The 15,787-nt window shown below is 46.5% G+C and carries 14 protein-coding genes; all 14 read right to left on the bottom strand.

Annotated features, from left to right (window positions below):
- Positions 1-82: 82 nt before the first annotated feature.
- The 14 genes from MHH28_RS32220 to MHH28_RS32155 all read right to left on the bottom strand — a co-directional run bounded on the left by MHH28_RS32220 (position 83) and on the right by MHH28_RS32155 (position 15,780).
- A complete protein-coding gene (locus tag MHH28_RS32220) occupies positions 83-3,463 on the bottom strand; it encodes a DUF5704 domain-containing protein (RefSeq protein WP_405109878.1) in 3,381 nt (1,126 codons plus the stop codon).
- A gap of 16 nt (positions 3,464-3,479) precedes the next feature.
- Positions 3,480-4,688, bottom strand: a complete 1,209-nt coding sequence (locus MHH28_RS32215) for an S-layer homology domain-containing protein (protein WP_405109875.1) — start codon at positions 4,686-4,688, stop codon at positions 3,480-3,482.
- Positions 4,689-4,759: 71 nt separating this feature from the next.
- Positions 4,760-5,899, bottom strand: coding sequence for a copper amine oxidase N-terminal domain-containing protein (locus tag MHH28_RS32210; protein WP_405109872.1), 1,140 nt, complete (start codon positions 5,897-5,899; stop codon positions 4,760-4,762).
- A gap of 15 nt (positions 5,900-5,914) precedes the next feature.
- On the bottom strand, positions 5,915-6,901 hold the full coding sequence (locus MHH28_RS32205) for a hypothetical protein (RefSeq protein ID WP_405109869.1): 987 nt from the start codon (positions 6,899-6,901) through the stop codon (positions 5,915-5,917).
- Positions 6,888-7,439 carry a hypothetical protein gene (locus tag MHH28_RS32200; RefSeq protein ID WP_405109867.1) on the bottom strand — a complete coding sequence of 184 codons (552 nt, stop codon included), beginning with the start codon at positions 7,437-7,439 and terminating at the stop codon, positions 6,888-6,890. Before MHH28_RS32200 ends, MHH28_RS32205 begins: the two co-directional genes overlap by 14 nt.
- Positions 7,440-7,454: 15 nt before the next feature.
- A complete protein-coding gene (locus tag MHH28_RS32195) occupies positions 7,455-7,820 on the bottom strand; it encodes a hypothetical protein (protein WP_405109864.1) in 366 nt (121 codons plus the stop codon).
- Positions 7,817-8,341, bottom strand: a complete 525-nt coding sequence (locus MHH28_RS32190) for a hypothetical protein (protein WP_405109861.1) — start codon at positions 8,339-8,341, stop codon at positions 7,817-7,819. The genes MHH28_RS32195 and MHH28_RS32190 overlap by 4 nt, the downstream gene beginning before the upstream one ends.
- Before the next feature lie 18 nt (positions 8,342-8,359).
- On the bottom strand, positions 8,360-8,863 hold the full coding sequence (locus MHH28_RS32185; RefSeq protein WP_405109858.1) for a hypothetical protein: 504 nt from the start codon (positions 8,861-8,863) through the stop codon (positions 8,360-8,362).
- A 12-nt stretch (positions 8,864-8,875) separates the two neighbouring features.
- Positions 8,876-9,388: a hypothetical protein gene (locus tag MHH28_RS32180; RefSeq protein ID WP_405109855.1), complete on the bottom strand. Its 513-nt coding sequence runs from the start codon at positions 9,386-9,388 to the stop codon at positions 8,876-8,878.
- Between the two features lie 13 nt (positions 9,389-9,401).
- Positions 9,402-11,483, bottom strand: coding sequence for a hypothetical protein (locus tag MHH28_RS32175; RefSeq protein WP_405109852.1), 2,082 nt, complete (start codon positions 11,481-11,483; stop codon positions 9,402-9,404).
- Positions 11,480-13,327 carry an ATPase, T2SS/T4P/T4SS family gene (locus MHH28_RS32170; protein ID WP_405109849.1) on the bottom strand — a complete coding sequence of 616 codons (1,848 nt, stop codon included), beginning with the start codon at positions 13,325-13,327 and terminating at the stop codon, positions 11,480-11,482. Before MHH28_RS32170 ends, MHH28_RS32175 begins: the two co-directional genes overlap by 4 nt.
- Complete coding sequence (locus tag MHH28_RS32165) at positions 13,320-14,153, bottom strand: hypothetical protein (RefSeq protein ID WP_405109846.1); 834 nt, start codon at positions 14,151-14,153, stop codon at positions 13,320-13,322. The genes MHH28_RS32170 and MHH28_RS32165 overlap by 8 nt, the downstream gene beginning before the upstream one ends.
- Positions 14,154-14,158: 5 nt before the next feature.
- Positions 14,159-14,728, bottom strand: a complete 570-nt coding sequence (locus tag MHH28_RS32160; RefSeq protein ID WP_405109844.1) for a hypothetical protein — start codon at positions 14,726-14,728, stop codon at positions 14,159-14,161.
- A 5-nt stretch (positions 14,729-14,733) separates the two neighbouring features.
- Positions 14,734-15,780: an SAF domain-containing protein gene (locus MHH28_RS32155; protein ID WP_405109841.1), complete on the bottom strand. Its 1,047-nt coding sequence runs from the start codon at positions 15,778-15,780 to the stop codon at positions 14,734-14,736.
- Between the last annotated feature and the right edge of the window lie 7 nt (positions 15,781-15,787).

Raw genomic sequence — 15,787 nt, 5'->3', positions numbered from 1 at the left:
TTATCGGTCAATAGACTCAATAATCTTATATATAATCCCTTTAAATATTATTTTTAACTACTAAGGAATTTAATTGAATATATTATCTTCCCTGCCCCAGATAGTCATTACGCACCGAGAAATCCGATTCAAAGAGCATGATATCCCCGGATGAAAAGTAAAAGGTCTGTCCCCGTTCATCTGTTGCGTCTGTCATCTGTCCCTCGATCGCCCACATATTCGCAATCGGCGCCTTGTAGCCCAGAATCCGCGTATCCGCATCTCCGTTCTTGAGGGTGTAGATTTCAAACTTCACAAGGATGTAGCCGCCGGTAATGAATTCTGGCTCATGCCCGTCCAGTGAACCTCCGTATTGATTCGCAAGATTGAGCAGATTCGTTCCTTTCGGCAGGATATAAGGTGCAATGGGCAGGTTATATTCGCCATACCAATGCTGAACACTGCGGACTGCCGTGATTGGATCTACGATTGCCGGGATGTCCGTTGGACCCACCAGGGTACGCGATTTATAGGACAACACTTCGAGATTATAGCCTTCTCCAATGTTAGTTTTGCGCTTCAGATATTGCGGGTAGAATTTGATCCACGGCTTCTTCTCGCGCTCCTCCTGGGTGAGTATATAGTTATACTCGTAGCTGGCTGAAGTGGATAGCTCACCATCCGCAATATTCCGCAAGCCATCGGCCAGGCGGTAAGTACGGCTATAGCTAAGCTTGTCCTTAGCAGAGCCCACCCCAATCATCTTATTCTTCGACCCGGAAATGTCATAGTACAGATCTACAGGGGCCGCAGCACCTCCGGTCTTCGGGATGAAGTAGAAGCTGGGTTCAATCCGTATGCCCTCGCCCGGCTGCCACAAATTCCCGATGGTCCGAAAATCAAACAGAAAGGAATACCCGTTATGCGGTACCGTCAATTGTTCCGTGGGATGAGAACCCTTGCGGATCGGCAGCTGCCATTGTGGCTGTCCGCTCAAAGCTGTGGGATTTCCGTTCTCATCATTGCCGCCGGTATAGTACATTGCAGTACTATGCGCAAGAGTACCCGTTCCTTTACGAAATACCTTTTCAAACCGGAAATCTCCAATATCCCAGATTCTAAAATCAAACAGCCGGCCTACCACACCCACATTGAAGCTTTCCGCTGCACAGTAATTGACAAGTTCTCCATTCAGATTCTGCTGACACAGATATTCACCGTCTGACGGAGCATTAATCGCCCAGGACTGCGTACGCACCGTATAGTCCCCTTCATTCACCCAGGTCGGCAGAGTAAAAGTCATAGCCGGAGTGCCCACCGGGATGGATATCCAGGTATTCTCGGGATAGTATTGACTGCCCTGGAACACCCCGAACGGAAATTGAATGCGTTTATCCTTCGTATATTTAGCGTAGTCCCGGCTGCCATACCCCGGAATCCCCAGATGCTGACCGCTCTCCGTAAAATATACAGTGAAGGGCCGGTCCAGAATCAGCACCGTCCGTGTCATGTCCGGCGCCATCCGCTGGTCGAACGGCCGGTTATCATCAGGAAGCTGGGAGTAATTGACGACTGGGGTATGGACAGTCACAGAGTTAATGCCACTTATGGAATATACCTTATCCCCAGTCCCGCCCTTAATATTCCCGCTCATTGGAGTGTAGGTTACTTCCCCCGAACTGATAAGATATGGAGCATTCAAATGAGTGGGCTCAATGATGTGTCCTGGACTAAATAACACATTATCCCCAATGGGCAGAGGGTTCGGGATCGTCGTAGGCAGAATCCCCTCTTCAACAGCTTCATTTCCATTCATAATGGTTTGCCCGGTGAAGATAAGACTGTCATTTTTCACTTTGATTTTCTTTGCAGCTTCCTCGGCTTTTGACCGGAATGTTTCTTTTTCATCATTTGGTTGCGGCCGGGTAGTCCCCCCATCCACAGTAGAGCCTGGTACAGAAATAGCCGCGGGGACCTCTGGAGGAAAATACTTGCCTGTAGTTTCCGTTGAAAAAACCGGAGCAGTATAGCCATTAGGCTCCAAAATGATTTTCCCGCCGGAAAATGCATCATTCATTAATACCGCTTTGGCCAGAGAGTAGACTTCCAGAGTATCAATTGTCCAATACGAGTACGGACGATTGATGCTGTAGGAGTATTCAACTTCCTTCGGTTCACTTGTTGGAGCGGGTACAGTCCCTGTCCCGGAAGGAGCAGGTTTAGTCGGGTCCCATTTTAAGGTATATGTTTTTTTGATTTTAATTTCATAAGTACATGTTCCTTTCATCTGAACAAAGTTATTCTTATACAGATAACCTCGGGTAGAAGTGTGCCCATACAAACTTTCTGAGCTTGGAATCCCCTGCAGAACATCAAACTGCTCATTCCCGCGCTGATCCGCCCGGATCTCGGCAGTCACTCCAGGTTCTAGATATTCACCCGGGATGACTGAGGCTGGAACAGGTTCAGTGCAATTTACTGACGAGTTACCAGGGGTTGGCCCCGGTGTAGGGGTAGGCGATGTTGCAGGTCCCTCCTTCACATATACTTCAAAGATATTAGGGTAACGGTAAGTAAAGGATTTGATATCAAATTCATAATTTGCGAAATAATACATCATGGCCGAGGAGCCATTGCTGGCAATATTAACTCGCAGTCCCTCGTGGCCAAAATCTTGTCCGTATGTCACGAGCCCATGCTCTAAATCTGTTACTTTGTAATCTTTGATCACAGTGCTTGGATCAGTATATCCTGATACGCCGTTAGGCCCCACTACCTTTTCTTTATTGAAAATTTTAACATTATTCCCTATACTCATAGGATTAGCTGCTTCAAGCCTATTGGCATCATTATCTATTAATGAGGTAGCAAAACTTCCGTAATCTACTGTACCAATACTATTGAAAGCTTTATTTCTCTGAAAGGGGACATTATCCATGATGATCCGTTTTCCGGGCCATTTATCTCTTGTTATACCCCCAATTACTTCAACTTCGTTAGTACTATTTTTTGGTGTGTCATAATGCCAAGTCCCTCCTAATCCTGGATCCCAGGATGTCCCTGCAATACTTCTACTCCAAGCAAACCAGCTTCCATTTGCTATATTTCCTTCAGATTTTACTGCAACGGGTTCTCCATTTAATGTTAGAGTTTGATTATAGGATTGAGCATTAACATTAATAGTTTGTAAGACCTGATTATCTTTTTTTAGTATAATCCTTGTGATTATTTTGCCTGCCCCTACATTAAGCGTGAATGGAACTGTTTTTATTTCTTTGTTATTATGGAAGACGGATTGATAGGCACGTTTCAGATTTTCATTTTCAGCCTGATATTGCAGATCCTTTGTTTGAAACAAAACTTCGCCCGTACCCGCAGCATTCATTTGTACCGGTTTGAATTGTAGGAACAAGATCAAAAAAATAACGAGGATAAACAATACTATATTTATCATTGTTATGATTTTTGATCGTTTTTTTAACAATGCTTCTCCACCCCTCTTATTTACGTTGACGATTAGGACCTGCAATTTTCAAAATTTCATTTCGTAAGAGATAGTAACCTGAATATGACGGAACTCTAATAGTAACAATTATGCCTCTATCATTCACCCACCCACTTTTGGGTAGTATAATCATTGGTAAATCGAATGGTATCTTTTGAAATACAAGTGCTTGAACATTTAAATTCCCTTTGGCAAAGGAATTATAATCATCATTATTAAGACCTGAAAAAGTGGCTTCAAAATAACCAGTTGGCGAATATCTTGTAGTATCATTATTAAAGTTCACATGGCTCTTTGAATAGAGCAAGTAACTATTCAAATATTTTTCACTTATTCCAATCCCATCAGGTGAATTATCATAGGTGTTTTTCCATTTCAAAGTAGATAAAGGAGGAATTTGAGCTAAATTCGGATCATTTTTATCAGCTAAGTCAATGACAAGCAGTTCATCTAGTTCGGCGCTATAAAGACCATCCTTAGAAGTGATTTTCATCCTATCTTCTTTCCAAAGATCGGCTGCATTTAAATCCTTCACAGGATCACCAGTCGTCATAATCTCCGGCATTACCGTAAAAATATTCGTTTTGTGCCAGACCAATTCTGCGCTTCCAACGGCGTACTTATCTATAGGCAGCTTACCTCCGCCTTTAACAGTCAACACGCGCTCAACAGTAACTACTGCTTGGGCTCTAGTTGTATTTTCCTTTTCTCCAAGCTTGCCTGAGCCCAGTCCAGAGATTAAGCCTGTCTTCGCAGCCAGATACATCCACTTGTCATCTTCTTTTGTCTCTAATCCGGTCGCACGGGCAGCAATACGTGCCATCTCCTTGCGAGTTATTTTCGCGTTCCATTCCAGCTCTGAATTAGTAAAATCACTGGTAGCGTACAGCTTCGCCTGTTCCGCAGCATTAACGTAGCCTTCATACCACTTACCTTCCGTCGACTCCACAGTTTGACCCGTTGCAGTCACAATCATCTTGATGAATTCTGCACGGCTTACATTCGCGTTCGGCATAAATAATCCGCTGGGATATCCAACTACAATGCCTTTTTTTACTGCTGAGTCAATTCCGCCTTTCGCCCAATGATTCGCCGGAATATCACTGAATTGAACAGAATCTGCCCTTACTCCGGAGGCTGGGAATGAAGCTAGGCCTGTAGCTAGCAGTACGAGAACCAGCATTGTTTTTTTGATACTTTTCACTCGATCACCTTTCATAGATAACACCCTCTCGAATCAATGTTTATGTAGACTTAATCTAACTCACTCTTCCATCACTTCGCTTCATACTTAATAGAATTTTCAAACAAACTGGAAAATGCATCTAATGCGATGTGCTCAAATGGGTCCCCATTATAGTAATTTGTGGACACAGATATATCTGCGTAACCCTCATACCAGACTCCCTTTTTTAATCTCTCATTGTTCATATAGTGTGTGGTCGAAAAATACTCATCAAGCATCAAATCTTTATATTCTGTAAAACTATTAATTCTGAACCGGAACTTGGACCGGACACGGTAATCCCCGGTTCCCGGATAATACATGACCGAAGGCTCCGGATCGAGTGACCCTTCAATCTGAATTCTGTTCTTCTTCACCCATTCGGCATATTTTCTGATATCATCTTCCCGGATAGATACGGACTGATTCTCATACTTAAAGACTTCCCGGGCATAACTTGCCGGATTGATGGTCTTGTAATCAACATTTAAGCGCAGATTATATCCGATATTCATCCGGTTTATGACCTTTGCTATACCTTCACTTGTCACTTCTTTAGTAGCATACAATTTTGCCCCAGTGTCAGCTTCCTTGGCAACGTAATTTATTGTTTTTTTCATCTCATACATCTCATTTGGGATGTCTTCCAGAATATAAGGGTAGTCCTTATAATTCTTCGGAAGGTTTGTTGTACGAATTTTTCTGCCGAAATCGTCCAGCTTGCCAAGCTCCTTGCCTGGTGTATGAATATGTACGCTTTGAATCAATTCATCCACTTCGACTTCTGCACCCAGAAGCTCACTAACAACCGTTAGGGGAATCATCGTCATCCCGTCTTTCTGTACCACTTTGGCTCCGAGAGCTGTAGGCACTCCGTTTACTTTGGCATAGGAAGAACCTACAGTAAGAATAATACTATTCTCCTTCTGCTTAAGGGTTAGCACCTTCGCAGCTGCATTCCAGCTTGATTGTGTCCCCAGCTTGCCGGAGATGATGCGGAACGGAATCATTGTTATTCCATTCTCAGCATAGGGATATCCTGCCGATAACGGGGATTTGATCCCGTCAAAAATCACGCTAACTGCCTGGGATGACGTTCCTTCAGCCCCCGCAGTATCCATGGTCAATGCCATGCTCACCATTACGCTCATTCCTATGATTAAGCTTTTACTGATGCCGAATAATTTCATTTCATTTCTCCTTTGCTAATGAATATAAACCGAACAATCCTCAATAAAATACCCTTTCCGCACAGCCTCCTCCGGATCGAATAGGCTCTCTATCACAGTAGCTCCGGCTGGTACGCAGCTGTCTCCGTAAGCGATATGCCTGCCTGCACCATTCCGGGTTCCGACCAGACCCTTCCGCTTCATGACCGCCCCGCTGCCTAAGGAGTAAGCATCCAGCAGTTCTCCGCCTGGAAGCGGATATCCTTGGATAAACGCCATAATACCGGTGTCCTGTATGGATTGCTCGTGTAAGCCGCGCGGGAGGGTGAACTGCACGGATAACCCCATCCGTCTCACCAATTCCAGATGCCTGTTAATGGCTGTGGCCAGATCCTTTTCCACCAGTGAAGTGATCGTACTCTGCCTCACCTCACGAAATCTATCGATCGAAGTAAGCGGGTCAAGATTGGTCTCCGCAGTCAGTGCTGCATACTCCCCTTCATAGAATTCATTAGAGCCGGTATCATACACCCGCGCATGATCATCCAAAGTAAAATAGAGCAAATTACCGTTCCTCAGCTTATAGTAATAGGGCCGCTCAGGCCAACTGACGGGTGTCAGCTCTTTATCTCCGCTGTAGCTGGCTGTGTCGTCCAGAGTCACTAAGGTGTATCCGTTATAACCGAACATCACCAGTGCAGGTATATGTATTTTCAGATTATGGATTGCGCTCTGATTGTTCTCCAGTCCAAACTTCATAGCCAGATTACTGTAAAATACACTGAGCACATCCTGATCCAACTGCAGTTGTCTTTCCCTCCCGTAATGCACCGCTGTGGTGGTTGGCTGCTTCTCCAGCCTTGCCAGGTAGCCGCCCGCATCATCCACCGCAGACTGAAAGTCATCCGAATAGCGTTTATACATCTCCTGATTGGATAACTGAAGCTCCGCTCGCGTGTCATTCATGAGCACCAGTGGAATAATCAGAATCAGAAAAATAAGCACCACACTAAGGGGCTTCACTACGTACCATCCCCCCGTACTTCAGATTGACCGGAATCAGTTCACTATGAAACAGCAGAGAGCGCATCCGTGAGGCCAGCGTTGTGCCTTCGGATTCCAGCCGGACATTGAATAAGTCGCCCACATGCATAGTGAATCTTCTATGGGGATCATCCTCTGCGAATGAAGGACCAGAAGCCGGATACAAGACATTCAGTATATCTTTGGTGAAGTAGCCATCGAACCGGACACTGAAGCTGTTCTGGAACGTGGAGTAGTCATCCGGATTGCCGTATAAGGGCTGCAGGTTCTTTTTGTAATATTCCAGCTTGACGTCAAATACACCGTAGGAGGCATCCAGCGAATGAAGGAACAGCTCATAATCGCCTACGTCCACATACCCTTTGCTGCGAACCGTATCGACGAATTCTACCACTGCTGCATTGACTGCAAGCTTAGTATTCCTCTCGACAACTTCAGATTGGCGGAATGCCGGATACACCCCGAACACGAAAGCCAGTAGAATTACGATAATTACACCTTTAAGTGCATCTGCCATACAGGCTCTCCTTTCTCAACGGGTAGCAGAGATTTGCTTAATCATCTCATCCGTCCGGGTAACCTCTAACTGATAAGCCGTACCCGGCACTCCACGTAAATCAATTGCTGTGAGATCTGTAGCTTCATTAATAACCATGCCGTCGATATATAAAATATAGTCCCCCTCGATCGCCGCAGGGATCATGCCCAGCACTTGCTCTCCGCTTATCCGCTTTAAATCACCTGTTCCTGTGTAAAGCGCCGATGCAACTGTTCGCTGCTCCGGCTGCCGGAGTTCAGCAGCAGAGTTCTCCCCTTCCAGCCGCAGAAACGTAAAGCCGCCCACAGCGAACAAAATCCAGGCAAAGAGGGTTAGGAGGAACTGGGTGCTAGTTTTCATTGTTTAAATTGAATGACTCTAACCTCACCATTTTTATCCTTGTATATGGTAGCTTTGAAAATCGAGAGCGTATTAATATTACAGTTTTCCTCATCCTTTGCAGTTTCGCTTTGATCAAGCATTTGCGACACGCTATAATGTTCACCGGCACTTTTCTCATCGAAATGAAATTTTTCTTCTAAATCATCAGCATTTTTTTTGTATGGAAGAGCGTAATAGGTATCATAAATATTCTCAGCATAGAAGCCCTTCGTATTCACCCCGGTTTTAATTAGAATGGAAAACTGCGGACGGCCTCTATACTTCATAGCTGCATTAATTACATCTTGTCCTGAGACTTCCTTATTATCATAGCTGTTGAACTCTGCCTGATTAATCATTTGGGTCTGGGCCAGCGTCTGTTCCTGGGCGCGGATGAAATAATTGTTAATCACCAGATAGATACTTACACCTGCAGCTACAATTAGAATGGTTACTATAATTCCAATCACCCATTTAAGTCCGGTTGATATATTCTCCATAGTTGCTCTCCTCTCGGGTTATTTATCGGGCTGTGTAAATACAATGAGTCTGACTTCTTGGTTCTTATCTCTGTAAACTTGAGCGTGGAAGCGTCCCAGCGTATTCACGTTACAATCATCTTTTTCGATATCCATCATGTCGGAAATACTTACATCTGCATTCGTCGATCCTTTGCTAGTTAAGTCTACAATTCCACCAGAACCCGGATCTTTATAATTAGCACCATAAGTATTCTCAGCATAGAACCCTGTCTTATTCTCTCCTGTATATATCTTTATCGCGAACTGCGGGCGCCCCTTATAACGCATCGCTGCATTAATGACATCCTGGCCGGAGACATCCTTGTTGTCGTAGCTGTTGAACTCTGCCTGGTTAATCATCTGGGTCTGAGCCAGTGTCTGCTCTTGGGCGCGGATGAAGTAGTTGTTAATGACCAGATAGATACTGACTCCGGCTGCGATAATCAGAATGGTAACGATGATCCCGATCACCCATTTAAGTCCTGTTGAGATATTTTCCATAGTGCCCTCCCTTTAATTAGCCCTGAAGTAGATAGCGGCAATCCGCTCATTGTGGTCTTTGATTAGCGTCGCCCTGAACCTGGACTGGGGACTGATATAGAATCCGCTAGAAGCATCCGAAATGATCTTGTCATTCACTTTGTTATAATCTTTCTCCGTTCCCTCTTTGAAGCTCCCCCCCGAGTAATCAAAGGCGCGGCAATAGCCGGATTCGCTTGGGTTCATACTAATTTGTCTATTAGCATCAGTCTGACCATAGACATAAGGCCGCTCCACATATAGACAGAAATTCTGCTCCGATTCATACCGCCGGTAAGCGGTCAGAATCTGTGATCCGCTGACCAGCTGATTGTCGAAGGCGGAATATTGCTGCTCGGAGAGCTCCCTGGCCTGTGCGGCCGCTTGGTTGTTGGCCAGCTCGACTACAGGCTGTGTCTTCCCCCAGAGGAACAGCCCCGCTGAGATGATGGCTAGTGTAATCAGAATGGATATCGTGGTCTTCAAGAAGCTTGCTATATTCTCCATACCTGTATCTCCTTCACATTTTGCCAGTTACAACAGTCAGGTCACCCAGCTGCTGGAAGGCCATATAGACGAAGGGAAGCAGTAAATATAAGGTGAACGTTGCCTGCATCGGCAAGAACCCGAACATTTTACCCAGTGTGTTTTTCCTGCTGATTACCTTCTCATAGTGCTCCTTGCGCTGATCCATGGCGAATGCCCGCTCTGCATCCATGTCATCGAACGCCTTCTTCACTGGAATCAGATCTGCAGCAACCTGCAAGCGGTCGGCCAGACGTTCGAGGGGTACGAACCTTGCATCCTCTTTCAGTTGGTCTATCGCATCCCAGCCACCGGCCTCATAATCCAGCATGCACCGCAGCAGCTGCCGTTCAAATATATAGCTGTACCGGTGCAGCCACTCTATCATTTCATACACGCTGATATTGGGAAATTGGGATAACATCATGGAGAGGGTATTGAAGCCGTCTACCTCATTCTGCATTTCCCATTTCCGAAGCTGTGTGCGGATGAGCAGGAACAGATCGGGCACATAGAAGCCGGCAAAGGCCAGTGAAAAAGCCAGCAGAAGCTCATACCATTTGAAATATTCCTGATGATATTGGTCTACCCGGTGAATCAATTGCTGCGCATACGCATTCTGATCCGTATTGAACTGCAAAAAATGCTTGTTCTCCGCTTTCTCCTGAATATAGATCAGCATCTCATCCGGTGTAATATCCTTTGCTATCAGTTCGCCCATTAAAGATTGTTCAAAGGCATATCGTTCCTCGCTGAGCATCCTTTGCGATTCGGTCTGATTGCCGCCTGTCGTAATCTGCACATTGGGGTGCAAAAGGTTATGCCTGATACTCCCATGAATAGAAAATTGAAGCACCAGAACCAGCAGGAAAATCGCTGCTGCCGTTAAGCTTTTCTGCAGATAATAAGCATGCTGGGACAGCCCCGAGTTGGCATCCTTCAATCGCCGGGCAACCTTGAAATGAACAGGCTCATGCTCTGCCGGAGTAATCCGGTCTGCTGCCCGGAAGACCCATTTCCGCTTCAGCATCCGGTTCAGCCATTTCCCTTCATCCTTGATCGCCTGGGTATCTTCATCCACACCCTTTAGAATCCGCAATGCAATGAACGATACAATGAAAGTAATGTACAGCAGGATTAGGGAGTACAGCCCCCACGCCGAATTATAGTAATTAGACACAACCGGAAACATATTCTCCGCCCAATTACGGATCGGGTCCAGCATGAAGACTGGTGAAATCGCCACAAAAACGATGCCATACAGCAGCCGGTCAATCCGCTCCCGGCGGTTAATATCCATATGTATCTCTTCTCTGATGTTACCGAGCATGGATAAGTAAATGGAACGTTCTCCTTTATGAATATCCGCATCGCCGTATTCGCCTATCTTGTAGCTGACTCCGGCCAACTGCTTCATGTACCGGTTCGGCGCCACTTCATAATATTTCTGCAGCTCATCCTCAGGGTCTACTGCCGCAAGAATTCCGGCAATCTGCCGGGCGTGAACAGCAACCATCGGCTTAGAGCGCTCCGCCGAATTCTCCAGGCTGACTTGTACCATATGCGTCTGATGATATTCATGCCGGATGTCCAGAATCATGGAGGACTGGTCATACAGCATCTGCTTCACTAACCGTCCGATGAAGAGATCACTCAGTATCCCTCCCATGTAGATGGAGACCAGCATGATGGTCACCCGGCTTACCCATGAAGTGGTCCAGAAGAAGGACAGCAGCGAGATCAGCACAATACAGGCAAGGATCATGACCGTCAATGCAGCCGAACGGCTTCTGACCATGATCTCATTCCCGGCATGGATGATCGTCAGGCGTGAACGGATACGGTGCAGAAGCTTCTTCACCACCGGCAGCTCATCCAATACCGGATAGGCTTTATGTGCTTGTTCGAGCCATTTTTTCTCCTTGGTTCGTGTTGGCAGCAGTGCCTTCAGGCGTCTTTGCTCCTGATACTGTGTTCCTCTTAATTTGCGCTGCACTATACTGAGCAGAATAAGCAGAATCGCCAGCAGCAGGCCCAGTGAGATCAGGACAATCAACATTACCGTTTGCAGATTCATGCGGACTGCCCCCAATATTGTTCGATAAAGGCTTCAAAACGCTCACCCTCATCTTTATCCATATTCTTCAGCATCTCTTCCATTTTCCGGCTGCTGATCGGCTGCTTCGCTACGTACTCCCCGGCTTCCCATACGATGATATCTGTATAACTGTAAGCACGCCGGTCCGTCATCCGTCCGAAATATTCGGACATAGTATCCATGAATGCATCCAGCTTCTCCATGGGAGTCTCCTGGTTCTTATATTCCTGAGGATACTCGAACTGTGAATCTGCCGGAATGATCTCGGTAATGCGCTCGATATACCGTTTGCCGGCACGCAATACCAGATGAACATTGAAGCCGAGCGCCTCAACGACCTGAACCTCGGCAATCTTCTCATTGCTGAAGGCTCCCGAAGCCACAAGACTGTTGCGCAAAGCGCTGATCAGATTAGGCAATGTTTTGCCGTGATGCGTAAAAAGAGTATATTCGGAAGCCACCTGAGCTGCCTGAATGACATAACTGACAACGCTGTGCGTGGCCGCTTCACCGACGATATTCACCGCACCATCGGTTTTCTTCTGCACATCCAGCCCATCCTGTCCGCTGACAGAAGGAGTCTCCCGGAAGGACAGAATATTTTTGCCCGGATACATTTTTCTCGCCCAGATCTCAAATGACGTCTCCTGAATCCGGATGTTCTTCGCATCAATGTATTTGATCAACGCCTTCAGCAAGGTAGTCTTCCCGGAGCCCTGACGGCCGGTAATTGCAGTAACCTGATGACCCAGAATCAGGAACTCCAGCATTTCTATAGCCAGCGGTGCCCCTTCATCTTTGATCTGCTGCTCCAGTTCTACCAAGGAGTCATTAAATTTGCGGACAAAAAAAGCCCAGCTCTCCGCCATTTTGGGGCGGACCACCACAACTCTGCTTCCATCCGCCATGTCGTTAATAATGTAACCCTTGGATTCATTCAGCTGTCCCGGATTCCCGAAGCCGTAGATATTCTGACAGACCCGTTTGAGCTCCTTCTCCGATCCAAAGCTTAAGAATTCAAGATGGAGTGACTTTCCGCGATAGAAGGTCCAGACAGCATCATAGGATTGAGGAAGGAAATGCTGCTGCTTCGTATACTCCAGAAAGTCTGTGGTCTGGACAACATCCGGCGGCATCCCGCTTGTCCCCCCGTTGACACCGTCAATATTCTGGTCCCGAAGCTCATCGATCACACCCAGACCTTTATAGATTTGGTACGCTCTCTGCACAATGACCTCAACCTTGTCCTGAAAGGACAATCCCGGCTGCTCTGCGCTGTAGATGCTGCGAATCTGCTCTTCAGTGACCTTGTAGCCTTTAGAACCATCAGGCAATCTATGCAGCGTATCCAAATTGTATTTGCTGACCATTTCATTGAAGGCATCCTGCCCATGGTCTTTCTTGAAGGTATAGAGCAGAATGTCGAAGCAATCCTGAGAAGTAAGCCGGTTGGCATGACCGAAGGGGATTATTTTATCCGCGTTCCCTTCATCCAGCCCATAGGTCTGCAACAGCAGATCCTTCATATAGAGCTTCACATATCTCTTCGCCGATAAATCCCCGTGCATACAAGAGCGCAGCGCCTTCTGTAATTCTCTGCGCCGTGCCTTACGGCGGTTGTATTCTTCCTCACTCGGGCTTCCTTCGTATAGAGAAGAAGCAATAATCTCCTCGAAGGCTCTCCTCAGAAACTGCACAATTTCGTTCATATCATATTTCAATTGAACGGCAGGGGGCGCCGATTTCTTGCTTTTGCCTACCCATAAGTACAGGAATACTCCAATAGCAGCCAACACAATAATGATCAGGACGATATTAATCATTCGCAGCGTCCAATTCCATGACAGGGAAAATCTCCAGGGTCTGCAGGATCAGCTTCCCCATTTGTCGTGCCGCATCATTGAAGTAGACATCCTCGTTGAAGTCCAGGAACCGCTTCCTGGCTTCCCGCGTCTTGAGCAGGAACTGAATGATGCGTTGTTCGTTCAGAGCATCCATATAATTGATATGATGTGGAATGAAGCCGACCTCATTCTTATGTAATCCGTATAGCTTCATAATTTTTTCTTTATTAAATCTGGCTTTACGCTCATAAGAACCTAGACAATACAAGACTGGTTTGTTGTCCGGCACTGGAGCTCTGCCCTTCTGCGCGAAATAGGCATTGAGACTGGACTGGCTCTGATTCAGGTTCACTACAATTAAATCTGCCTGCTTCATAACCATCGCAGCCACCTCAGAGTCTTCACCGGCAGCAATCTCGACAAACAACAATTCGTAAAAGCGCCTATAATCTTTGAATATGTGCGGAAGCAACAGCTCCATCGCATGCTTCTCCATACTCGCCGACCCTCTTAACAGCTCCAGACGGTTCTTTAGAATGGATTCTGCATGATCCCGTATCCCTTCAGGAGTAAGCATCCCGCACTGCACCAACCGTTCAATCGCATCCAGCCCGCCCGAGCCTCTTACAGGAAGCCCAAGGGATCTTGTCTGCGAGAAGACATACTCAAGCATGCCTTGCCCGGAATGTGTATGTGTCATCAGCACCCGGATATGATGATCCAGCGCGATGGTTGCCGCCACAGCGGCCATATTCGAGGTCGTACTCCCCTGCCCTTGGGCAGGTCCCCAGAAAGCTACAAGCATAATGACTACCCCCGTTTCCGTGCATACTGCCACAGCTTCTTGATCTCTTTCTTTGGAATGTTACAAATTTCAATCAAAAAGTCATTTACAGCTTCAGCGAAATCCCTGTCTACCTTCAGGTTCACTCTTCCATCATGAATCCAGTCAATTCTTCGGCCTGGGCTGCTAATGTAGCTGATTTTTGAAGTAATCACAGGATAATATTGATCTATGTACTTCAAGCCAAGGCCACACTCTTCTTCGATAACCAGCAATACAACAGGGATATGCTTCTGATTAAGCAGCTCATCTATGTTCTCCATAGCGTGACGTTCATAGGTGGTTGCAAACACAACAACCTCATTCGCCAGCCCTTCAGGATAACCCTGATGCCAGTCATAGAGCACAATATCCGGCTTCACGGAAGCAGAGGAATCTGTGATGGTTATACCGGACACCTCCCCTTCCAGATACTGATAATGCCTGTTGTTATCCGTGATGACCATAACCTCATTGTTAAAATAGTTCTTCAGCAGCATTGCTGCTGCAAGTATGAAGTCATGCTTCTCACAATCTCCTGCCACAACGATATTCATAGCTGTCACTCTCCTTCGAGCAGTTGATTCTCAGTTGCCGGTGCTTCCGTAGGTACGCCCGCTGAATTCTGATCTGTACTTGAGTCGATAGGCGCCTGATGGGTCTGATCGATAATGCCATTCACCGACTGAGAGTTATCAACTGGCGGAGCCTGATCCAGTGCCGCTCCCTGCTCAGACTTCCGCTTGCTGACTCCGCTTCCGCTTGGTTCCTGTGCCCCTATACGGATTTTGTGGCCATCGTCAATAGCCTTAAGGCGTTTATCCAGCTCTGTACGAAGCTTCTCGGCAAGTCCCCACTTGGCCTGTTCAATAATGGACGGATTGCTCTTGATCACGCCCAGTACATCCAGATTAGGCACATAGTTAATCACGGGTTCAGGCTGGAGCTCCGGCTCTACATACTGCTTCATATACAGCTCTGCATTGTTAATATAAGCATCAACCAGAGCAGAATTAAGCAATTGCGCTTCTTCTTCATTGTCATTGAAGAAGGTATACTGGTTAGCCAAATCAACGTCCTTAAGAGATTTCTTGCCCACTACTATGTAATCTTCACCGTTAGGAAATACAATCCGGATATCTACAACGTCTTTCTTGGTAAGACGGAGCGGAAGTTTAATATATTCCGTCTCTTCTTTACGCTCTGACGGGTCGAGTCTTGCCTCATCACGGACCATCTCCGTCGTTACAGCTGTACCCGGCATCACATCAATCTTCATATATTTACCGACAATCGCCTTGGACTCACCGATCAGATTATCCGGCGAGGAGAACTTCGGGAGCTTCTCCTGTATTACATCCTCCTCAGCAATAACTTCACCCGCCAGCTTAGGGGTCATCAGCACATAAGCGGTCTGGGACTGATCCATGTAACGCTGCAAGACCTGATCCTTATCCAGCAGCTGCTGCTCATAAGCGGCCCGTTCGTCAATCAGCTTGGCATTATAGTGGCGATAGGTTGCAAACCATACACCCGATGTTATAACGGCAACCAGAGAACCTGAAATAATCGTGTAGCGTAGAATCTTTTTGCGCTTGCGTACTGCCACTTCATGA

It is taken from the genome of Paenibacillus sp. FSL K6-1217 (assembly GCF_045040735.1).
Classification (GTDB): domain Bacteria; phylum Bacillota; class Bacilli; order Paenibacillales; family Paenibacillaceae; genus Paenibacillus_AQ.
Note: the sequence above shows the minus strand (reverse complement) of the source record. Positions and strands in the feature narration are given on the sequence as shown.